21 protein-coding genes and 1 tRNA gene are annotated in these 19739 nt (G+C 72.6%); 14 read left to right on the top strand and 8 right to left on the bottom strand.

The genetic code is table 11. From position 1 onward, the window contains the following. Positions 1-3 precede the first annotated feature (3 nt). From L6241_RS12490 to L6241_RS12465, 6 genes are all read left to right on the top strand, one after another. Positions 4-555, top strand: coding sequence for a septum formation initiator family protein (locus L6241_RS12490; protein ID WP_368246498.1), 552 nt, complete (start codon positions 4-6; stop codon positions 553-555). Continuing rightward, entirely contained in the window at positions 556-1137 is a 582-nt protein-coding gene (locus L6241_RS12485) for a DUF501 domain-containing protein (RefSeq protein WP_368246497.1), read from the top strand. Then, entirely contained in the window at positions 1134-2108 is a 975-nt protein-coding gene (locus L6241_RS12480) for an exopolyphosphatase (RefSeq protein ID WP_368246495.1), read from the top strand. Before L6241_RS12485 ends, L6241_RS12480 begins: the two co-directional genes overlap by 4 nt. 136 nt (positions 2109-2244) lie before the next feature. Beyond that, a tRNA-Leu gene (locus L6241_RS12475) sits at positions 2245-2319 on the top strand. 35 nt (positions 2320-2354) lie between these two features. After that, the gene (locus L6241_RS12470) at positions 2355-3731 is read left to right on the top strand and encodes a cystathionine beta-synthase (RefSeq protein ID WP_229300591.1); all 1377 of its coding nucleotides are present in this window, start codon (positions 2355-2357) and stop codon (positions 3729-3731) included. A 2-nt stretch (positions 3732-3733) separates the two neighbouring features. Then, positions 3734-4912 carry a cystathionine gamma-synthase gene (locus tag L6241_RS12465; protein ID WP_368246494.1) on the top strand — a complete coding sequence of 393 codons (1179 nt, stop codon included), beginning with the start codon at positions 3734-3736 and terminating at the stop codon, positions 4910-4912. Positions 4913-5018: 106 nt separating this feature from the next. Here the strand turns inward: L6241_RS12465 and L6241_RS12460 are convergent, their stop codons facing one another. After that, positions 5019-5327 carry a hypothetical protein gene (locus L6241_RS12460; protein ID WP_368246493.1) on the bottom strand — a complete coding sequence of 103 codons (309 nt, stop codon included), beginning with the start codon at positions 5325-5327 and terminating at the stop codon, positions 5019-5021. 189 nt (positions 5328-5516) lie between these two features. Between L6241_RS12460 and L6241_RS12455 the strand changes: the two genes are divergently transcribed. Further along, positions 5517-6446, top strand: a complete 930-nt coding sequence (locus L6241_RS12455; protein WP_368246492.1) for a Bax inhibitor-1/YccA family protein — start codon at positions 5517-5519, stop codon at positions 6444-6446. Between the two features lie 35 nt (positions 6447-6481). After that, positions 6482-6724 carry a hypothetical protein gene (locus tag L6241_RS12450; protein WP_368246490.1) on the top strand — a complete coding sequence of 81 codons (243 nt, stop codon included), beginning with the start codon at positions 6482-6484 and terminating at the stop codon, positions 6722-6724. A 169-nt stretch (positions 6725-6893) separates the two neighbouring features. Here the strand turns inward: L6241_RS12450 and L6241_RS12445 are convergent, their stop codons facing one another. Both L6241_RS12445 and L6241_RS12440 read right to left on the bottom strand, forming a co-directional pair. After that, complete coding sequence (locus L6241_RS12445) at positions 6894-8114, bottom strand: acetyl-CoA C-acetyltransferase (RefSeq protein ID WP_368246489.1); 1221 nt, start codon at positions 8112-8114, stop codon at positions 6894-6896. A 142-nt stretch (positions 8115-8256) separates the two neighbouring features. Continuing rightward, complete coding sequence (locus L6241_RS12440; RefSeq protein ID WP_068273214.1) at positions 8257-9258, bottom strand: SGNH/GDSL hydrolase family protein; 1002 nt, start codon at positions 9256-9258, stop codon at positions 8257-8259. A 130-nt stretch (positions 9259-9388) separates the two neighbouring features. Here L6241_RS12440 and L6241_RS12435 point away from each other — a divergent pair, with 130 nt between their 5' ends. Further along, positions 9389-11401 (top strand): FAD-dependent oxidoreductase, encoded by a 2013-nt coding sequence (locus L6241_RS12435; protein WP_368246487.1) that lies wholly within the window; start codon positions 9389-9391, stop codon positions 11399-11401. A 36-nt stretch (positions 11402-11437) separates the two neighbouring features. Further along, positions 11438-11914, top strand: a complete 477-nt coding sequence (locus L6241_RS12430; RefSeq protein WP_251718702.1) for a DUF1992 domain-containing protein — start codon at positions 11438-11440, stop codon at positions 11912-11914. Between the two features lie 19 nt (positions 11915-11933). Here L6241_RS12430 and L6241_RS12425 read toward each other — a convergent pair whose 3' ends face one another. Both L6241_RS12425 and msrA read right to left on the bottom strand, forming a co-directional pair. Further along, positions 11934-12305, bottom strand: coding sequence for a VOC family protein (locus tag L6241_RS12425; protein WP_368246485.1), 372 nt, complete (start codon positions 12303-12305; stop codon positions 11934-11936). Positions 12306-12381: 76 nt separating this feature from the next. Next, entirely contained in the window at positions 12382-13056 is a 675-nt protein-coding gene (gene msrA, locus L6241_RS12420; protein ID WP_368246483.1) for a peptide-methionine (S)-S-oxide reductase MsrA, read from the bottom strand. 146 nt (positions 13057-13202) lie between these two features. On the opposite strand from msrA, the gene L6241_RS12415 reads away from it, so the two are divergent. Then, on the top strand, positions 13203-14012 hold the full coding sequence (locus L6241_RS12415; RefSeq protein ID WP_368246482.1) for a hypothetical protein: 810 nt from the start codon (positions 13203-13205) through the stop codon (positions 14010-14012). 78 nt (positions 14013-14090) lie between these two features. On the opposite strand, the gene greA is transcribed toward L6241_RS12415, so the two are convergent. After that, a complete protein-coding gene (gene greA / locus L6241_RS12410) occupies positions 14091-14579 on the bottom strand; it encodes a transcription elongation factor GreA (RefSeq protein WP_368246480.1) in 489 nt (162 codons plus the stop codon). Positions 14580-14741: 162 nt separating this feature from the next. Beyond that, positions 14742-15122 carry a DUF4307 domain-containing protein gene (locus tag L6241_RS12405; RefSeq protein WP_068273226.1) on the bottom strand — a complete coding sequence of 127 codons (381 nt, stop codon included), beginning with the start codon at positions 15120-15122 and terminating at the stop codon, positions 14742-14744. Positions 15123-15199: 77 nt separating this feature from the next. On the opposite strand from L6241_RS12405, the gene mca reads away from it, so the two are divergent. Beyond that, positions 15200-16123: a mycothiol conjugate amidase Mca gene (mca, locus tag L6241_RS12400; protein WP_368246478.1), complete on the top strand. Its 924-nt coding sequence runs from the start codon at positions 15200-15202 to the stop codon at positions 16121-16123. 173 nt (positions 16124-16296) lie between these two features. Here the strand turns inward: mca and L6241_RS12395 are convergent, their stop codons facing one another. Then, positions 16297-16983, bottom strand: coding sequence for a hemolysin III family protein (locus L6241_RS12395; protein ID WP_068274242.1), 687 nt, complete (start codon positions 16981-16983; stop codon positions 16297-16299). A gap of 193 nt (positions 16984-17176) precedes the next feature. Here L6241_RS12395 and L6241_RS12390 point away from each other — a divergent pair, with 193 nt between their 5' ends. Then, positions 17177-17932 (top strand): isoprenyl transferase, encoded by a 756-nt coding sequence (locus L6241_RS12390; protein ID WP_068273231.1) that lies wholly within the window; start codon positions 17177-17179, stop codon positions 17930-17932. 326 nt (positions 17933-18258) lie between these two features. Continuing rightward, positions 18259-19617 (top strand): PhoH family protein, encoded by a 1359-nt coding sequence (locus L6241_RS12385; protein ID WP_368246667.1) that lies wholly within the window; start codon positions 18259-18261, stop codon positions 19615-19617. Positions 19618-19739 lie beyond the last annotated feature (122 nt).

The raw sequence follows: 19739 nt of genomic DNA, 5'->3' as shown, positions 1-19739 counted from the left end.
CGCGTGGCTCGACCGACCGGTCGCCGTCCGGCGGGCTCCTCGGGGCCCGCCGGCCGCACCCCGCGCCCGACCCGCCCCCGTGGCCGCGGCCAGGGCGGGGCGGGCGCTCGTGCGTCCGGTCGCGGTCGGGTCACCTCGACCACCCAGGGCCCGCGTCGCCGCGTCGCCCTCACCCCGCGCCGATGGGTCGCGCTCGTCTCCGTGGGCTTCCTCATGACGATGATGCTGCTGCCCACGGCGAAGAGCTATCTCGACCAGCGCTCGCGGATGGACGCGCTCGAGACCCAGGTCGCCACCCAGGAGCGCGACGTCGCCGCGCTGCAGCGCCAGAAGGAGCTGTGGTCGACCGACGAGTACGTCGAGGCGCAGGCCCGTGAGCGGCTCAAGTTCGTCAAGGTCGGCGAGAAGTCCTACACCGTCATCGACGCCGACCCCGCCGCCAGCGACGTCGACCCGGAGACGGGCACCGCCACCGGCGAGGACCACGGCCCCTGGTACGAGCGGCTCGGCACCTCCGTCGAGGCCGCCGACGCACGCTCGGGGGCCGGCCGCTAGATGGCGACCTACGACGAGCACGGCAACGACCTCGACCGCGTGACCCAGGCCGACCTCGACGCCGTGACCGCCCAGCTCGGGCGACAGGCGCGCGCGGTCGTCGAGATCGCGGCCCGCTGCCCCTGCGGCTGCCCCGCAGTGGTGCGCACGGCGCCCCGTCTGCCCGGCGGCACGCCCTTCCCGACGTCCTTCTACGCGACCTGCCCCCGGCTCACCGGCGCCATCTCGACGCTGGAGAGCCAGGGCGTCATGGCGCGGATGAGCGCCCGGCTGCTCGAGGACGAGGACTACGCGGCCTCGTACCGGGCCGCCCATGAGGACTACCTCGCCCGCCGCGGCGAGCTCGGCGACGTGCCCGAGGTCGCCGGCATCTCCGCGGGCGGCATGCCGACCCGCGTCAAGTGCCTCCATGTCGTCGTCGCGCACTCGATGGCGGTGGGCGAAGGGGTGAACCTCCCCGGCGACGAGGCGCTCGCCATGCTGCCGCCGTGGTGGGAGAACGGCTGCTGCGGCGTCGTGCCGGGTGCCGCCGGGGTGACCGGCCCCGATGCCGCCGAGCACACCACCGAGGAGTCACGATGAGGGTCGGCGCCGTCGACTGCGGCACGAACTCGATCCGTCTGCTCGTCGCCGACGTGGGGGAGCCGGACGAGGACGGCCGCTGCGCCCTCGTCGACGTCGGGCGACGCACCGAGGTCGTCCGGCTGGGCCAGGGCGTGGACCGCACCGGCACGCTCGACCCCGAGGCGCTGCGCCGCACCCTGGCGGTCACCGACGAGTACGGGAGGACCTGCGCCGAGCTCGGCGTCGAGGCGATGCGCTTCGTCGCCACCTCGGCGTCGCGGGACGCGAGCAACGCGGCGGACTTCGTCGTGGGCGTGCAGCAGGCCTTCGCCGCGCACGGCCTCGAGGTGAGCCCGGAGGTCGTCTCCGGCACCGAGGAGGCGCAGCTGTCCTTCGCCGGTGCGACGGCGGGGCTCGCCGAGGCCGGGGTCGAGGGGCCCTACCTCGTCGTCGACCTGGGCGGCGGCTCGACCGAGCTCGTCCGCGGCACGGACGCGGTCTACGAGGAGATCTCCCTCGACATCGGCTCGGTGCGCCTGTCCGAGCGGCACTTCTTCTCCGACCCGCCCCAGCCCAGCGAGGTCGAGGCGGCCCGCTGGGACATCGCCGAGGCGCTCGACCGGGCCGAGACCCGCGTCGGCGTCGGCGGTCTCGGCGCGATCATCGGGCTCGCCGGCACGATCACCACGGTGACGGCGCACGCCCTTCGCCTCGAGCGCTACGACTCCGCCCGGATCCACCTCGCCCGGCTCACCCCGGAGCAGGTGCTCGTCGCCGCCGCGGAGATCGTCTCGGCCGACCGCGACACCCGGGCCGCCATGCCGTACATGCACCCCGGCCGGGTCGACGTCATCGGTGCGGGCGCTCTCATCTGGCACGACCTCGTCGCCCGCGTCGTCGAGGTGACCGGCCCGAGCATCCCGGTCGTCACCAGCGAGAAGGACATCCTCGACGGGATCGCCCTCTCCGCCGCCAGCGGCCCTGCCTGACCCCCCGCCCCGCCTCAGCTTTCCCGCCCAGGGCGGGAAAGCTCGACCTCGGGAAGGAAACGTTCTTGCCCGAGGTCGAATCTTCCCGCCTTGGGCGGGAAAGTGGCTTAGAGCCCTTCCATCTAGGCTGGGTCTCGCCCCCGTGGCCCAACTGGCAGAGGCAAGCGACTTAAAATCGCCCCGGGTGCGGGTTCGAGTCCCGTCGGGGGTGCGAGGGCCGGTAGGGGCTCGTGCCACGATGTGGACATGCAGATCGCAGACCACATCTCCGAGCTCATCGGCAACACCCCGCTGGTCAGGCTCAACGCCGTCGTCCCGTCCGGGTCCGCCCTCGTCGCCGCCAAGGTCGAGTACCTCAACCCCGGCGGCAGCATCAAGGACCGGATCGCCAAGAAGATGGTCGACGCGGCGGAGGCCGAGGGGCTGCTCAAGCCCGGCGGCACGATCGTCGAGCCGACGTCGGGCAACACCGGGGTCGGCCTGGCCCTCGTCGCGCAGCAGCGCGGGTACAAGTGCATCTTCGTGTGCCCCGACAAGGTCGGCCAGGACAAGATCGACGTCCTGCGCGCGTACGGCGCCGAGGTGCGGGTGACCCCGACGGCCGTCGCCCCCGAGCACCCGGACAGCTACTACTCCGTCTCCGACCGGCTCGCCGCCGAGACCCCCGGCGGCTGGAAGCCGAACCAGTACGAGAACCCCAACGGCCCGGCGAGCCACTACGAGAGCACCGGCCCGGAGATCTGGGCGCAGACCGACGGCGAGATCACCCATCTCGTCGCGGGCATCGGCACCGGTGGCACGATCACCGGCACCGGGCGCTACCTCAAGGAGATCTCGCAGGGCCGCGTCAAGGTCGTCGGCGTCGACCCCGAGGGCTCGGTCTACTCCGGCGGCAGCGGCCGCCCCTACCTCGTCGAGGGCGTCGGCGAGGACATGTGGCCCGGCGCCTACGACCCGTCCGTCCCGGACGAGGTCATCGCCGTGAGCGACGCCGAGTCCTTCGCGATGACCCGCCGTCTCGCCCTCGAGGAGGGCCTGCTCGTCGGCGGGTCCTGCGGCATGGCCGTCGTCGGCGCGCTGCGCGTCGCCGAGCGCGAGCCCGACGCGAAGATCGTCGTCATCCTCCCCGACGGCGGCCGCGGCTACCTCGGCAAGATCTTCGACGACGAGTGGATGGCGAGCTACGGCTTCACCAGCGGCGAGGAGGACACGACGACCGTCGGCGACGTCCTGCGCGTCAAGAGCGGCGACATGCCGGCCCTCGTCCACACGCACCCCACCGAGACCGTCCGCGACGCGATCGAGATCCTGCGCGAGTACGGCGTCTCGCAGATGCCCGTGGTCAACGCCGAGCCGCCCGTCGTCCTCGGCGAGGTCGCCGGCGCGGTGACCGAGCGCGAGCTGCTCGACGCCGTCTTCGAGGGGCGCGCCACGCTCGCCGACCCGGTGAGCAAGCACATGAGCCGCAAGCTGGCGCAGATCGGGACCGGCGAGAGCGCCGCGTCCGCGGTCGAGGCGCTCGAGCACGACGACGCCCTGCTCGTCGTCGACGGCGGCAAGCCGATCGGGGTCGTGACCCGCGCCGACCTCCTCGGGCACATCTCCGCGCGGACGAAGGGCTGATCATGGGAGAGCACGAGAGCGCGCTCGACGCGCACGCGAGCCAGGGCTTCTCGACCCGGGCCATCCACGCCGGGTACTCCCCGGACCCGCTGACGGGGGCGGTCAACGTCCCGATCTACGCGAGCTCCACCTTCGCCCAGGACGGCGTCGGCGGGCTGCGCGGCGGCTTCGAGTACGCCCGCACGGGCAACCCGACCCGTCAGGCGCTCGAGGCCAACGCCGCCTCGATCGAAGGGGGACGCCACGGGCGCGCCTTCGCCTCGGGCATGGCGGCGACCGACGCGCTCCTGCGCGCCACGCTGCGCCCGGGCGACCACCTCGTCATCCCCGACGACGCGTACGGCGGCACCTTCCGCCTCATCGACAAGGTCTTCTCGCAGTGGGGCGTCGAGCACACGCCCGCACCGGTGGGCGACCTCGACGCCATCCGCGCGGCGATCCGCCCGACGACCAAGCTCCTGTGGCTCGAGACCCCGACCAACCCGCTGCTCACCATCGGCGACATCGCCGCGAGCGCGGAGCTGGCCCACGAGGCAGGGGCGCGGCTCGTCGTCGACAACACCTTCGCCAGCCCGTACCTGCAGCAGCCGCTCTCGCTCGGGGCAGACGTCGTGCTCCACTCGAGCACGAAGTACATGGGTGGGCACAGCGACGTCGTCGGCGGGCTGCTCGTCACCGACGACGAGCAGCTCGACAGCGACATCGCCTTCATCCAGAACGGCTCGGGCGGCGTGCCCGGGCCCTTCGACGCGTACCTGACGATGCGGGGCATCAAGACGCTCGGCGTGCGCATGGAGCGGCACTGCGACAACGCCGAGGCCGTCGTCGACCTGCTCTCGTCGCGCCCGGAGATCTCCTCGATCCTCTACCCGGGGCTCCGGGAGCACCCGGCCCACGAGGTCGCGGCCCGGCAGATGCGCCGCTTCGGCGGCATGATCTCGGTGCGCATGGCCGGTGGGCCCGAGGCCGCGCAGCGGCTGTGCGCGCGGACGGAGATCTTCACCCTCGCGGAGTCGCTCGGCGGCATCGAGTCGCTCATCGAGCACCCGGGCGCGATGACCCACGCGTCGACCGCGGGCTCGATGCTCGAAGTGCCGGACGACCTCGTGCGCCTGTCCGTCGGCATCGAGGACGAGGCCGACCTGCTCGCCGACCTCGTCCAGGCGCTCGACGGCGTCTGACGCCCGCTACCCCGCCGGCTACCACGCAGTACTGGTCGCGATCGCGACCAGTACTGCGTGGTAGCTCGCATCGGAGGGGAGCGGGCAGGGGCGGGCGAAGGGGGAGTCAGTCCCCGACCTCCTTCGCGGCCCAGCGGCGGCCCTCGTCGCCGCCCCAGGCGTCCCACGCGACGCGGCCGGGGGAGGGGAATCCGTCCTCGCCCTGCGACCAGCCCTCCGCGTCGGCGTCGCCCGCGTGCCGCTCGAAGTACGCGTGCATCTTCTTCAGGTCGGCCTCGGGCACGTCATCTCCCGTCGCCAGCTGGTGGGCCCGGTCCCGGCCGGTGTCGGTGAAGCCCTGGCCGGCCTTGCCGTCCTCGATCCATCGCACGGCACGCTGCGCCGCCTCCTGCACACCCTTAGGGGGAGTGGTCATGACGTCCTCGTCTCTGTCGGGTGCGTCGAGCGTGGCACGGCCGGCCAGCTCGGCTGCGGCGTCGGCCGAGGTCTGTCCAGGGCTGGGCCTGGTCACGGCACCGCAACACCTGCCGTCCCGCGGAATGCCGCGGGTACGGCGACCCTTAGTCTTGGTAAGACCTCACGGACCTACAGGAAGGCCCGACCCATGTCCAACCCCATCCTCGGCCGCGTCGAGCAGGACGCTCGCAACGGGTACGTCGGATTCCGCGACGACGCCCGGGCCCAGCAGGGCGGCTACCAGCAGACCCAGTACCCCCAGCAGGAATACCCGCAGCAGGGCTACCCCCAGCAGGGCGGCTACGGCCAGGCGCAGCCTGGCTTTCCCCAGGAGCCCCCGGCGCAGGGCGGTGGCTGGGGCGGTGGCGGCGGCGGTCGTGCGCTGACCATCGACGACGTCATCATGAAGACCGGCGCGCTCTTCGCCGTCATGATCGCCGTCGCGGTCCCCGCGTGGTTCCTCTCCCCGACCTTCGGCCCGATGATCTGGGGCGTCGGCCTGGTCGGCGGGCTCGGCATCGCGCTCTACCTCATGTTCTCGAAGAAGGCCGTGCACCCGGCCGTCGCCGTGGCGTACGCCGCCTTCCAGGGCCTCTTCGTCGGCGCGATCAGCCAGAGCTACTCCCGCATCTTCGACTACCAGGTGACCGGCGCGACCAACGTGCCGATCCACCAGGGCATCGTCTTCCAGGCCGTCCTGGCGACCGTCTGCGTCTTCGGCGCGATGCTCTTCCTCTACCGCAGCGGTCTGGTCAAGGTGACCCAGAAGTTCCGCGCCGTCGTCTCGATGATGGTGCTCGGCTACTTCGTCTTCGCGCTCATCAACCTGGGCTTCGCGATGATCACCGACACCCCGTTCGGCATCGGTGGCTCCGGCCCGATCGGCATCGCGATCTCGGTCTTCGCCGTCGGCCTGGCGTCGGTGACGCTCATGCTCGACTTCGACAGCATCGAGACCGCCCTGCGCACCAACGCCCCGGAGTCCTACTCCTGGACCCTCGCGCTGGGTCTGCTCGCCACGCTCGTGTGGCTCTACCTCGAGATCCTGCGGCTCCTCGGCCGCCTGCGCTCGGAGTGACCTCGGTGCTGCCCCGTTCGCCCATCCCGGACGACGTGGCAGCCGAGCTCGACCGCGCGGTCCGACGGTGGCACCAGCTGCCGTTGGACCGCGCGGTCGCTGCGTCTGCGGGCGTGCGCGAGCTGCTCGGCGAGCTCGCCGGCGACATCCCGCCGGATCTCGGTCCTGCTGTCCTCATGGACCAGCTGCGGGTCGTCGTGCACGACCGGTGCGACGAAGGGGAGGTGCCGGGTCTCGCGGAGCGGCTCGGCGCGCTGCGGCTCGGGTGGTCGGCTTAAGGTCCGGTGGTCTCGAGGCTCCGGCCCCAGGGGGCCGTCGCACCTCGACCAGCGAGAGCGGGGCCGTCGCACCTCGACCAGCGAGAGCAGGGCCGTCGCACCTCGACCACGACGACGAAGGGCCCGGATCCGATCGGATCCGGGCCCTTCGTCGTGCCTGCGGGTGGGCTCAGGAGAGGCGCTCGTAGACGATCGCCATGCCCTGACCGCCGCCGACGCACATCGTCTCGAGACCGAAGGTGCCGTCGGTCTCGCGCAGCCCGTTGAGCAGGGTCGCCGTGATGCGGGCACCGGTGGCGCCGAAGGGGTGACCCAGCGCGATCGCCCCGCCGTGGACGTTGAGCTTGTCCTCGTCCATGCCGAGGTCGTCGGCGCTGGCGAGCACCTGCACGGCGAAGGCCTCGTTGATCTCGTAGAGGTCCATGTCCGAGATCGACATGCCGGCCTTGGCGAGCGCGCGCCGGCTGGCCTCGACCGGGCCCATGCCCATGATCTCGGGCGAGAGCGCCGAGACGCCGGTGGAGACGACGCGGGCGAGGGGGGTCAGGCCGAGCTCGGCGGCCTTCGTGTCGCTCATGACGACGAGCGCGGCCGCGCCGTCGTTGAGGGCGCAGCAGTTGCCGGCGGTGATGACGCCGTCCTCGCGGAAGACCGGCTTGAGGGACTGCACGGCCTCGAGCGTGACGCCGGCGCGCGGGCCGTCGTCGGTCGAGACGACCGTGCCGTCGGCGAGGGTGACGGGGGCGATCTCACGGGCGAAGAAGCCGTCGGCGATGGCCTGCTCGGCGCGGTTCTGGCTGCGCACGCCCCACTCGTCCATCCGCAGGCGGTCCATGCCGCGCAGGGTCGCGACGTTCTCGGCCGTCTGACCCATGGCGATGTAGATGTCGGGGACGAGGCCCTCCTCACGCGGGTCGGTCCACGGGGAGTTCTCCGCCGCGATGCGCGCGGTGCGGGCCCGGGCGTCGGCGAAGAGCGGGTTCATCGCCTCCTCGTCGGAGCCACCGGCCCCGGAGAAGCTCTGGTACTGCGAGACGCACTCGACGCCGCCGGAGATGATCGCGTCGGCCTCGCCGGCCTTGATCGCGTGGAAGGCCATCCGCGTCGTCTGCACCGACGAGGCGCAGAAGCGGTTGACCGTCGTGCCGGGCAGGTGGTCGTGCCCGCCGAGGACGGCGACGACGCGGGCCATGTTCGAGCCGTGCTTGTGGCTGGGCTCGGCGCAGCCCCAGTGCAGGTCCTCGATGTGCGAGGCGTCGATCCCGGCGCCGTCGAGCGCCGCGGCGACGACCTGCGCGGAGAGGTCGTCGGGTCGCACGTCCTTGAGGGAGCCCTTGAAGGCGCGTCCGATGGGGGAGCGGGCGGTCGAGACGATGACGGCGTCGGTCACTGGTCCTCCAGGTGTCAGCGGAGCCGGGCGGTCGCGCCGCGGCCCCACCGATACTAAGCGCCCGCTCAGCCCCTGACGAGGGGGCCGTGGGCACGCTCACCCGCGGGGGCACCCGACCTCGCGCCGCCGACGAGTGTTGCGCTCAGATCGCGCCGTCGTGCACGGGGCCGGGCAGACGACGGCGCAGCATCGCCCAGCGGCCGCGGGGCCCGGCCTGACGGCCGTCGACGGTCGCCGCGCTCACCTCGGTGCCGGGCCGGTGCACGGCCCGCCCGGCGGCGTCGTCGATCGTGCCGACCCCTTCGCCCCGGGCCGCCTCCGGCTCGGTGTCGCCGCTCGCGCCGGCCGGCCACGCACCGACGGCGGCCGCGACCGAGGGCAGCAGCGCGCTCGCCACCCGGGCGTACCCGGCCGGCGAGGGGTGGAAGCGGTCCTGGCTGAACATCACGGCCGGGCTCGCCTCGAACTCCGCGCCGAGCAGGCCACCGACGGACACGCTGCGCGCCCCCGCCTCGACGACGGCGACGGTCTGCGCGGCGGCGAGCTCACGGCTCCAGCGCCGCAGCAGCGCGCTCAGCGGGAAGGGGATGGGCTCGACGGTCCCGAGGTCGGGGCAGGTCGCGACGACGACGGGCACGTCGAGGGTGCGCAGGTAGCGCACGGTGCGCTCGAGGTGGCCGACCGAGGTACTCCGGTCGATGCGGTGGGTGACGTCGTTGGCGCCGACGAGCACGACGGCGACGTCGGGGGAGTCGACCCGGCCGAGCGCCTTCGACAGCTGACCGGTGAGGTCGCTGGACTCGGCGCCGATGACGGCCTCGTTGGTCAGCCGCACCGGGCGGCCCATGATCGCCGCGAGACCGGTCGCGAGGATGCCGCCGATCGTCTGGAAGCGGTGGTCGGCACCCATGCCCGCAGCCGTGGAGTCACCGAGCACGAGCAGCTCGACCGGCTCGCCGGGGGCGGCGCCGTAGAGGCCGTCGTCGTCCGGGGCCCCCTCGAAGGGCTGGCCGACGATCTTGCGCGCGATCCTCGCCTCGACCTGGATGAGGGCGTACCCGAGCCCGGCGAGCGTGGCGAGCCCGGCGGCGGTCGCGCCGGACACCGTCGCGGTGCGCGCTGCGAGACGGGTCACGCTGGTCATCGGTTTCCTTTCGGGGCTGGTCCGGCCAGAGTAGGCACGCTGACATCCTCGAGGTCGATGATGCCAACGAACTGCTGCTGCACGGCGTTCCGCTCTTCATGACCTCCGGCACGCCTGACGAGAAGGGCCCATGACTGACTACCCGCACCTCTTCGAGCCGCTCGACCTCGGCTTCACGACCCTGCGCAACCGCACGATCATGGGGTCGATGCACACCGGTCTGGAGGACCGGGGGCGGGACTTCGAGCGGCTCGCGGCCTTCTACGCCGAGCGGGCGAAGGGGGGAGCCGGCCTCATCGTCACCGGCGGCTTCTCGCCCAACGTCGAGGGCTCCTTCTACCCCGGGGCGTCGAAGCTGACGACGCACCGCGAGGCGCGCCGGCACCGCCAGATCACGCAGGCGGTGCACAAGGAGGGCGGCAAGATCGCGCTGCAGCTGCTCCACGCGGGCCGCTACGCCTACTCCCCGCTCAAGGTCGCCCCGTCGGCGATCAAGAGCCCGATCACCCCCTTCGTGCCGCGGGCGCTCTCCGAGCGCGGGGTGCGCCGGCAGATCCGGTCCTACGGCCGGGCCGCGGAGCTGGCCCGGGAGGCCGGGTACGACGGCATCGAGATCATGGGCTCCGAGGGCTACTTCATCAACCAGTTCCTCGCGCCGCGCACCAACCACCGTGAGGACGGCTGGGGAGGGTCGGCAGAGAACAGGCGGCGGATCGCCGTCGAGATCGTGCGGACGGCTCGGGCCGCGGTGGGCGACGACTTCGTCATCCTCTACCGCCTCTCCGTGCTCGACCTCGTGCCCGACGGCCAGACGTGGGAGGAGGTCGTGGCGCTCGCCCAGGAGATCGAGGCGGCCGGCGCGACGATCATCTCGACGGGCATCGGCTGGCACGAGGCGCGGGTCCCGACGATCGCGACCTCGGTGCCGCGGGCCGCCTTCGTCGACGTCGCCGCGCGCCTGCGCGAGCACGTACGGGTGCCGGTCGTCACCTCGAACCGGATCAACATGCCCGACGTCGCCGAGTCGGTGCTCGCCGCGGGCAAGGCCGACCTCGTGCAGATGGCCCGGCCCTTCCTCGCCGACGCCGAGTGGGCGATCAAGGCCCAGGAGGGTCGTGCCCAGGAGATCAACACGTGCATCGGCTGCAACCAGGCCTGCCTCGACCACACCTTCGAGCGCAAGACGGCCAGCTGCCTGGTCAACCCGCGCGCCGCGCACGAGACCGAGCTCGTCATCGGCCCGACCCGCACCGTCAAGCACGTCGCCGTCGTCGGCGCGGGCCCGGCCGGGCTGGCGAGCGCCGTCACCGCGGCGCAGCGCGGTCACCGCGTCGAGCTCTTCGAGGCCGGCGACGACATCGGCGGGCAGTTCGCCCTCGCGATGCGCATCCCGGGCAAGGAGGAGTTCGCCGAGACGATCCGCTACTACCGCACCCAGCTCGACCTCGCGGGGGTCAAGGTGCACCTCGGCACCCGCGCCGACGCGGACACCCTCGCCGACTTCGACGAGGTGGTCCTCGCGACCGGTGTCGAGCCGCGCGTGCCGCAGATCGAGGGCATGGACCACCCGAAGGTGCTCACGTACCCCCAGGTCGTGCGCGGCGAGGTCGAGGTCGGCCGACGGGTCGCCGTCATCGGCGCCGGCGGCATCGGCGTCGACGTCACCGAGTACCTGACGACGGGGGAGTCGACGACCCTCGACCTCGACGCCTGGCAGCGCGAGTGGGGCATCGACGCGCAGTCCGGCACCCGCGGCGGTCTCGTCGACCCCGTGCCCGAGGTCCCGGTGCGCGAGGTCTACCTCGTGCAGCGCAAGACCTCGAAGATCGGCGCCGGTCTGGGCAAGACCACCGGCTGGGTGCACCGGGCGGCGCTGAAGACGAAGGGGGTGCACCAGGTGGTCGGGGCCACCTACGAGCGGGTCGACGACGCCGGTCTGCACCTCGTCGTCGACGGCGAGCCACGCGTGCTCGAGGTCGACCACGTCGTCGTGTGCGCCGGGCAGGAGTCGGTGACCGACCTCGTCGAGCCGTTGCGGGCGAAGGGGGTCCACGTCACCGTCATCGGCGGCGCGGACGTCGCCGCCGAGCTCGACGCGAAGCGGGCGATCAAGCAGGGCACCGAGGTCGCAGCTGCGCTCTGAGCCCCGTCGGGGCCTCGACCGGCGCATCATCGAGGGATGCAGCGCTACGAGTCGTGGGTGGAGAAGCAGATCCGCGAGGCCACCGAACGGGGCGATTTCGACGACCTGCCGGGGGCCGGTCGCCCGCTGACGGGTCTGGACGACCCGGATCCCGACTGGTGGGCGAAGCGGAAGATGGCCGCCGAGGGGCTCGACACCGCCGACGTGCTCCCGCCGGCGCTGCAGCTGCGCCGCGAGCGCGCTGGGTACCCCGAGAGCCTGCTCGACCTGACCAGCGAGGACGCGGTCCGCGCGGTGCTGCGCGACTACAACGCGCGGGTCGTCGACGAGCGTCGGCGACCCGTCGTGGGCCCGATCCCGCCGGTGCTCGCCCCGACCGTCGACGTCGACGAGGTCGTGGGGCAGTGGCGGGAGCTGCGCGACCGGCGGGCCGCGGCACCCTCGGGCGCCACCGAGGGCGCGGCGGAGGCCGTGGCCCCCGCGCCCCGGCGCCGGTGGTGGCGTCGGGGCTGAGCGGGGTCGCGCCCGGCGGTCAGCCCGCGCTGGTGTCCGTGGCGCCCTCGTAGACGCCGACGACGTTGCCGTCGGGGTCGGTGAAGGCCGCCCACCAGCTCGTCTCGCTGATCGGGGACTTCTCCATGACCACCGCGCCGCCGCTCTCGCGGACCTTCGCGAGGGTCTCCTCTATGGAGTCGACCTCGACGTAGCTGCGGGGCTGGGTGAAGCCCTCGCCGCGCGGGGCGAGACCACCGCCGCTGATCTTGTTCGGCGCCTGCCACATCGGGTAGCCCTCGTAGCCGGGGACCTCGGCGATCTGCCAGCCGAAGAGGCCGCTGTAGAACTCGCTGGCCCGGGCCAGGTCGCTCACCGGGATGTCGATGTGGGTGATGTCTCCGTGGGGCATGACGGGCACTCCTGACTCGGGTCGTCGCTGACCCCGGTCAACCTAGGGCCCTGCACCGACAGCCCACCAGGGCCGGTCAGGCGGGCGGCTCGACGTCGACCTGCGCGGGCACCTGGTCCTGGCGCACGAGGCCGACCTGGCAGGTCAGCCCGTTGGGCCCGTGGTTGCAGTAGCCGCCGGGGTTCGCGTCGAGGTACTGCTGGTGGTAGGGCTCGGCGTAGTAGAAGGTGCCGACCTCGCTCGCCGGGCGCTCCTCGGTCGTGATCTCGCCGTGGCCGTGCTCGGTGAGCTCGCGCTGGAAGGACGCGTGGGTCGTCTCGACGGCGGCCTGCTGCGCCGGCGTCGTCCAGTAGATCGCCGAGCGGTACTGGGTGCCGACGTCGTTGCCCTGACGGTTGGCCGTCGTCGGGTCGTGGTTCTCCCAGAAGGCCTTAAGGACCTGCTCGGGGGCGATCGTCGCGGGGTCGTAGGCGACGAGGACGCTCTCGGTGTGCCCGGTCTGGCCGGTGCACGTCTCCTCGTAGGTCGGGTGGGGGGTGAAGCCGCCCATGTACCCGGCGGCGGTGGTGAGCACCCCGGGCAGACGCCACATGATCCGCTCCGCGCCCCAGAAGCAGCCCATCGCGATGTACATGACCTCGGTGCCCTCGGGCCACGGGCCGGTCGGGCTGACGTCGAGGACGCGGTGGGTGGTGGGGAGGGGGTAGCCGTACTCGGCCCGGCCCGGCAGGGCGGTCTCGGAGGTGGGCATGGCGGGAGTCGATCGGAAACCGAACATGCCCCCATCATCTCACCCGCGCCTGGACCCGACCTGGGCGAAGGGGGGTGGGCAGTGCTCCCCATCGACCCTGTCGGCACCGCGGCCTACCCTGAGGGCAGTCACGTCAGGGAGGTGCGATGGGCCAGCGGGTGAGTCACGGTGCAGATGCCGAGGTGCTCGACGACGTCGCCGTGGCGCTGCGGCGCCAGGGCGACCTCATCGACGACGTCGGGGGCCGTGGGTCGGCGCACCTGGAGAAGCTGCGAGCGGCCTGGGACGGCCCGGACTTCGAGGAGTTCGCCAAGCGCTGGCGCCGGGCGCACCGCCAGGTCGACGAGGCCGCGCAGGGCATCCGCGCCTACGCGAAGCTGCTGTCGATGGAGTCCGACGACCAGCGCCGCTCCTCGAGCAGCCCGTCCGGCGGCACCGGCGACCTCGGGCACCGCGGCGGCGGGGGCAGCGGCAGCGGCGGTGGCCGCGACCACGGTGGACCGGTCCAGGGCGGTGACCGCCCCACCGACGGCGGTGGTCACGACGCCAGCGGGCGCGACCACGGGGGACCGGTCACCGAGATCGGCCGGGCTCGTGACGGCGGCGGTCGCGACCACGGCGAGCCGGTCACCGAGATCGGCCGTGCCGGCGAGGCGCACTGGGCCCCGGCGCACGAGGCCCACCTCGTCGGTGACGTCCCCGTCGTCGGCATCGGCGAGTGGGAGCCCGCAGACATCGGCCGTCCCCCCTTCGGCCAGCTCGAGACGATGCCCGTGATCGCCGACACCGGCGAGGGCTTCTGGGACGACGTGCGCACAGGTGACATCTCGTGGACCGGTCCCGGCCGTCCGGTCATGGACCTCGTGGCGTGGGACCCCCTCGAGATCACCCGGTGGGACGACGTCGTCGGCGACCCGACGTGGCTCGCGACCGGCGACTGGCTCGGCCCGCGCTAGCCGAGGGCACGACGAAGGGGTGGCCCCGCCAGCTGATGGGGCCACCCCTTCGTCGCTCCCGGCGCAGCCGGGCTCGTCTCAGCCCGCGTAGGGCGTGGCCGACACGATCTCCACGTCGACGCTCTTGCCGTTCGGCGCCTCGTAGGTCGCCGTGTCGCCGGCCTTCTTGCCGTTGATGGCCGCGCCGAGCGGCGACTGCTCGGAGTAGACGTCGAGGTCGCTGTCGCCGGCGATCTCGCGCGAGCCGAGGAGGAACTTCTCCTCGTCGCCGAACATGCGCACGGTGACGACCATGCCGGGCTCGACGACGCCGTCGTCCGCCGGGGCCTCGCCGACGACCGAGGTGTTGAGGATCTGGGTGAGCTGGCGGATGCGGGCCTCCATCTTGCCCTGCTCCTCCTTGGCGGCGTGGTAGCCGCCGTTCTCCTTGAGGTCACCCTCCTCGCGGGCCGCCTCGATGCGCTTGGCGATCTCGGTCCGGCCCGGGCCGGAGAGCTCGCGCAGCTCGGCCTGGAGACGCTCGTACGCGTCCTTGGTCAGGTATGACGCCGTGGTGGTCTCGCTCACGGTCTCGCTCCTCACTCACGATGACCCCGCTCACCGGGGCCGTATGCACGAAGGCCTGGACCGCGTGGTCCAGACCTCGTCTTCGGTATTCGCACGAGTTTACCCCGTCGGGGGTGACAACCCCAGCCACGAAGGGGTGTACCCCCGGCCCGTCGGGCCTGCTCAGAGGGGTCGGCAGCCGTCGACGGTCGCGGTGACCGCCTGCGTCGTCGTGCGCACGACGACGCTCTCACGGGTCGAGCGCTCCTGGCTCGCCGGGATCTCGACGTCGGTGGACCCGACGGTGGCGTAGTCGGAGTCGAGCGCCTTGACGTGGCAGGTGACGACGGTGCCGACGGGGCGGTCGACGTCGAAGACCATCGTCACCTCGCGCGGCTCGCGGGTGAAGGCGACGTCGGTGGCGGTCACCGCCCCCTTGGTCCCCGACAGGCCGAACCACACGACGAGGGCGACGCTCGCCGCGACGAGGACGCTGCCGAGCACCCACCAGAAGCGGGGCGAGCGCCCCTGCTGGGCGGGGGTGTCGACGGGGGCGGTGCTCATGCGGGGGCTCCTGGTGGTGAGAGAATCGAGACCATCGTCCCAAACCGAGGAAGTGAAGAGTGGAACCACTGCGCCTGATGGCCGTGCACGCCCACCCCGACGACGAGTCGAGCAAGGGTGCCGCGACCACTGCGAAGTACGTCGCCGAGGGGCACCGCGTGCTCGTCGTGTCGTGCACCGGCGGAGAGCGCGGCGACGTGCTCAACCCCGCGCTCAAGGACAACCCCCACATCATCCGTGACCTCGCCCAGGTGCGTCGCGACGAGATGGCCCGTGCCCAGGCGATCCTCGGCTGCGAGCACACGTGGCTGGGCTTCGTCGACTCCGGTCTGCCCGAGGGCGACCCGCGTCCTCCGCTGCCCGCCGGCTGCTTCGCGCTCGAGGAGCTCGACGCCCCGGTCGAGGCGCTCGTGCGCGAGATCCGTCGCTTCCGCCCGCACGTGCTGACGACGTACGACGAGAACGGCGGCTACCCGCACCCGGACCACATCATGACCAACCGGGTCTCCGTCGAGGCCTTCCTCGCCGCCGGCGACCCCGAGCGCTACCCGCACGCGGGCGAGCCGTGGCAGCCGCTGAAGATGTACTACAACGCCGGCTTCCACCGCGAGCGCCTGCAGACCTACCACCGCGCGCTGCTCGACCGGGGGATGGAGTCCCCCTTCGCCGACTGGCTCGCACGCTGGGAGGACCGCCCCGACCGGCGGATCACCACGCGCGTCCCCGCGTCGGAGTACTTCGACGTGCGCGACGACGCCCTTCGCGCCCACGCGACGCAGGTCGACCCCGGGGGCAGCTTCTTCGCGGTGACCAACGACATCCAGGCCGAGGTGTGGCCGACCGACGACTTCGAGCTCGCGATGTCGTACGTGCCGACCGACGACACCGAGGACGACCTCTTCGCGGGCATCGACCCGCAGCGCGCCGACGAGCTCGCGACGGGCCGTCCGACCCTCCTGCGCGACGACCGCGCGGAGCCGACCGTGAAGGACTGGCGATGAGCTCTCCGAGCACCGAGGTCGGCCCCGGCTGGTGGGCCTTCGTGGCCTTCTTCTTCCTCGCCGTCGGGCTGTGGCTGCTCATGCGCAGCATGTTCACGCGGCTGCGCCGGATGCGGCTGGCCGAGGCGGACCGTCAGGCCCAGGAGCGCGGGCGTCGCGCCGAGAGGGAGGTCTCAGGCGCCCTGGGCGACCGGCCCGTAGAGGGCCAGCGCCGCCGCCGCGAAGTGGGCGACGAAGGCGAGGATGGTGAAGGCGTGGAAGATCTCGTGGAACCCGAACCACCGCGGTGACGGGTTGGGCCGCTTGAGGCCGTACACGACGGCACCGAGGGTGTAGAGCAGCCCGCCGGTGATGATGAGGCTCATGATGAGCACCCCGCCGTGGGTGAGCAGCGGGCCGATGTAGAAGACGGCGACCCACCCCAGCGCCATGTAGACCGGCACGTAGAGCCAGCGAGGGGCGCCGATCCAGAAGACGCGGAAGAGCACGCCGAGGATCGCGCCGGACCACACGATGCTCAGCAGCGTGATCGCCTGCTCGCGGGGGAGCAGCATCGCGAAGGGCGTGTAGCTGCCCGCGATGATGAGGAAGATGTTCGCGTGGTCCCAGCGGCGCAGCACGGCGCCGACCTTCGTCGACCAGCGACCGCGGTGGTAGACCGCGGAGGTCGTGAAGAGCAGGCCCGCGGTGATGGTGAAGACGAAGGCCGCGACCCGGCCCTGCATCGTCGGGGCGGTCGTCATGAGGATCATCCCGCCGACGAGCGCCAGCGGCGCCATGACGAGGTGGAGCCAGCCGCGCAGGTGCGGCTTGACCGCGTCGACGATCTCGTCGACGTGCTCGGAGACGTCACGGGCCATCTCCTGGGCGCGTCCGCGCAGCTCGCCGTCGAAGGTCATGGGGAGACGGTATCGGACCTGGCTGTGAGACGGCTGGCCCGCGCGACGGTCGGACGTCCGGCTAGGGGAGGCGGCGTCGTCGAAGACCCGCGCGATAGGTTGACCCGGTCCGCGCGAGGCTCGCGTCATCGACCACGAAGGGAGGCGAGAGCGGGTGCGCAATCCCCTCTACGCCGCCTACGAGGCCCGCCTCGCCAAGGAGGTCGCCCGTGTCGGGGTGCCCCGCCACGTCGGGATGATCGTCGACGGCAACCGTCGCTTCGCCCGGGCCCGCGGGGCCCGCACCGACGACGGCCACCGGGCGGGGGCGGCGAACATCGCCAACTTCCTCCAGTGGTGCGAGGAGGCCGGTGTCGAGGTCGTCACGCTGTGGCTGCTCTCCACCGACAACCTCACGCGCTCGCAGGACGAGCTGCAGCCGCTGCTGCGGATCATCGAGGGGGTCGTCGGCGACATCGCCGCGAGCGCCCGCTGGCGGGTCCACCCGGCCGGCGCGCTCGACCTCCTGCCCGTCGAGACCGCCGCGGCCCTGCGCCGGGCCGCCGAGCAGACCGCCGACGTCGAGGGCCTGCACGTCAACGTCGCCGTCGGCTACGGCGGTCGCCAGGAGATCGCCGACGCGGTCCGCGAGATGCTGCGCCGAGCCGCCGAGCGCGGCGAGAGCCTCGAGGACGTCGCCCGCTCGGTGACGACCGAGACGATCGCCGACCACCTCTACACGGCCGGTCAGCCCGACCCCGACCTCGTCATCCGCACGTCCGGGGAGCAGCGGCTCTCGGGCTTCCTGCTGTGGCAGAGCGCCCACAGCGAGTTCTACTTCTGCGAGGCCTACTGGCCCGACTTCCGCAAGGTCGACTTCCTGCGCGCGCTGCGCGCCTACGGGGAGCGCCAGCGCCGCTTCGGGTCCTGACCCGGTGGTGCGCACGGGGCGCGTGAGCCCCGTGGGACGGGTGGGGCGACCCCCTTCGTGAACCCCGCGTCAGCACCCGGTGAACTTCGCGACACGCCCGTGTCGTGGGGTCGGTCGCCGAGGTCGTCGACCTACTGTCACGACTGACGGGCACCGCACTCCCGCGGGACCCGTCCGGGAGGCCTTCGATGGAGCACTCGCTTCGAGGACGGGGCCGGACCCGGCCCCGGCTCCAGCCCGCGGCCCGGTCCCGGCACTCGCACCGATACTGACGGCGCGCTGGCGCCGGTCGGCGCGAGCGTGCGGAGGAGATCGCAGTGGCCATGATGACCCACCTCGCCCCGTCCGAGCGCCTCGCGGCTGACCCGGTCCCGCTCCCCGACCAGGACGAGGCCACCCGCACCTACGTGCTCGACACCTCCGTGCTCCTGTCCGACCCGCGGGCGCTGCTGCGCTTCAAGGAGCACGACGTCGTCCTCCCGGTCGTCGTCATCACCGAGCTCGAGGCCAAGCGCCACCACCCCGAGCTCGGCTACTTCGCCCGCACCGCGCTGCGCCTGCTCGACGACCTGCGGGTCGAGGCCGGCGGTCTCGACGCACCGATCCCCGTCGGCGACGACGGCGGCACGCTGCGGGTCGAGCTCGGCGACGCCGACCCGGGGGTGCTGCCCGCGGGCTTCCGCCTCGGTGACAACGACACGCGCATCCTCGCCGTCGCGCAGGACCTGTCGGTGCACGGCGGTCGCGTCACCGTCGTCAGCAAGGACCTGCCGATGCGGGTCAAGGCCTCGGCCCTCGGGCTCGACGCCCAGGAGTACCGCGCCGAGCAGTCGGTCATCGACTCGGGCTTCACCGGCATCACCGACCTCGACGTGACGGTCGAGCAGGTCGACGAGCTCTTCGAGCACGGCCGGATGAGCCACGACGACCTCGGCGACCTGCCGTGCCACACCGGCCTGCGGCTCATCTCGCCGCGCGGGGGAGCGCTCGGGCGGGTCACCGCCGACCGCCAGGTCCGCCTCGTGCGCGGCGACCGGGACGCCTTCGGGCTGCACGGCCGCAGCGCGGAGCAGCGGATCGCCCTCGACCTCCTCCTCGACCCCGACGTCGGCATCGTCAGCCTCGGCGGGAGGGCCGGCACCGGCAAGAGCGCGCTCGCGCTGTGCGCGGGCCTCGAGGCGGTCATGGAGCGCCGTCAGCACCGCAGGGTCGTCGTCTTCCGCCCGCTGTACGCCGTCGGGGGCCAGGACCTGGGCTACCTGCCCGGCTCCGGCGACGAGAAGATGGGTCCGTGGGCCCAGGCGGTCTACGATACCCTCGGCGCGCTCGTCTCGCGCGAGGTCGTCGAGGAGATCATCGACCGCGAGATGCTCGAGGTCCTGCCGCTCACGCACATCCGGGGGCGCTCGCTCCACGACGCCTTCGTCGTCGTCGACGAGGCGCAGAGCCTCGAGCGCAACGTCCTGCTCACCGTGATGTCGCGCATCGGTCAGAACAGCAAGATCGTCCTCACCCACGACGTCGCCCAGCGCGACAACCTGCGGGTCGGGCGTCACGACGGGGTCGCCGCGGTCATCGAGCGGCTCAAGGGCCACCCCCTCTTCGCGCACGTCACCCTCACCCGCAGCGAGCGCAGCCCGATCGCCGCGCTCGTGACGGACCTGCTCGAAGGGGGCGAGCTCTAGCCGATTTGAGTCCCCCCCGGGGCTGACGGTAAGGTCTCGAAACGGTAACGGAGCGTCCTGCACGACGAGGACGCCCACCGGCACGGCAGCCGATCACCCGCGAGCGCGGGTGGTCGCTGCAT

It is taken from the genome of Janibacter sp. Y6 (assembly GCF_040900765.1).
In the GTDB taxonomy this organism is placed as follows: Bacteria; Actinomycetota; Actinomycetes; order Actinomycetales; family Dermatophilaceae; genus Marihabitans; species Marihabitans melonis.
Note: the sequence above shows the minus strand (reverse complement) of the source record. Positions and strands in the feature narration are given on the sequence as shown.

Coding starts and splice junctions, on each gene's coding strand:
- L6241_RS12485 (WP_368246497.1), top strand. CDS start 556: ATGGCGACCTACGACGAGCACGGCAACGACCTCGACCGCGTGACCCAG.
- L6241_RS12480 (WP_368246495.1), top strand. CDS start 1,134: ATGAGGGTCGGCGCCGTCGACTGCGGCACGAACTCGATCCGTCTGCTC.
- L6241_RS12470 (WP_229300591.1), top strand. CDS start 2,355: ATGCAGATCGCAGACCACATCTCCGAGCTCATCGGCAACACCCCGCTG.
- L6241_RS12465 (WP_368246494.1), top strand. CDS start 3,734: ATGGGAGAGCACGAGAGCGCGCTCGACGCGCACGCGAGCCAGGGCTTC.
- L6241_RS12460 (WP_368246493.1), bottom strand. CDS start 5,327: ATGACCACTCCCCCTAAGGGTGTGCAGGAGGCGGCGCAGCGTGCCGTG.
- L6241_RS12455 (WP_368246492.1), top strand. CDS start 5,517: ATGTCCAACCCCATCCTCGGCCGCGTCGAGCAGGACGCTCGCAACGGG.
- L6241_RS12440 (WP_068273214.1), bottom strand. CDS start 9,258: ATGACCAGCGTGACCCGTCTCGCAGCGCGCACCGCGACGGTGTCCGGC.
- L6241_RS12435 (WP_368246487.1), top strand. CDS start 9,389: ATGACTGACTACCCGCACCTCTTCGAGCCGCTCGACCTCGGCTTCACG.
- L6241_RS12430 (WP_251718702.1), top strand. CDS start 11,438: ATGCAGCGCTACGAGTCGTGGGTGGAGAAGCAGATCCGCGAGGCCACC.
- L6241_RS12425 (WP_368246485.1), bottom strand. CDS start 12,305: ATGCCCCACGGAGACATCACCCACATCGACATCCCGGTGAGCGACCTG.
- msrA (WP_368246483.1), bottom strand. CDS start 13,056: ATGCCCACCTCCGAGACCGCCCTGCCGGGCCGGGCCGAGTACGGCTAC.
- L6241_RS12415 (WP_368246482.1), top strand. CDS start 13,203: ATGGGCCAGCGGGTGAGTCACGGTGCAGATGCCGAGGTGCTCGACGAC.
- L6241_RS12405 (WP_068273226.1), bottom strand. CDS start 15,122: ATGAGCACCGCCCCCGTCGACACCCCCGCCCAGCAGGGGCGCTCGCCC.
- mca (WP_368246478.1), top strand. CDS start 15,200: ATGGCCGTGCACGCCCACCCCGACGACGAGTCGAGCAAGGGTGCCGCG.
- L6241_RS12395 (WP_068274242.1), bottom strand. CDS start 16,983: ATGGCCCGTGACGTCTCCGAGCACGTCGACGAGATCGTCGACGCGGTC.
- L6241_RS12385 (WP_368246667.1), top strand. CDS start 18,259: ATGACCCACCTCGCCCCGTCCGAGCGCCTCGCGGCTGACCCGGTCCCG.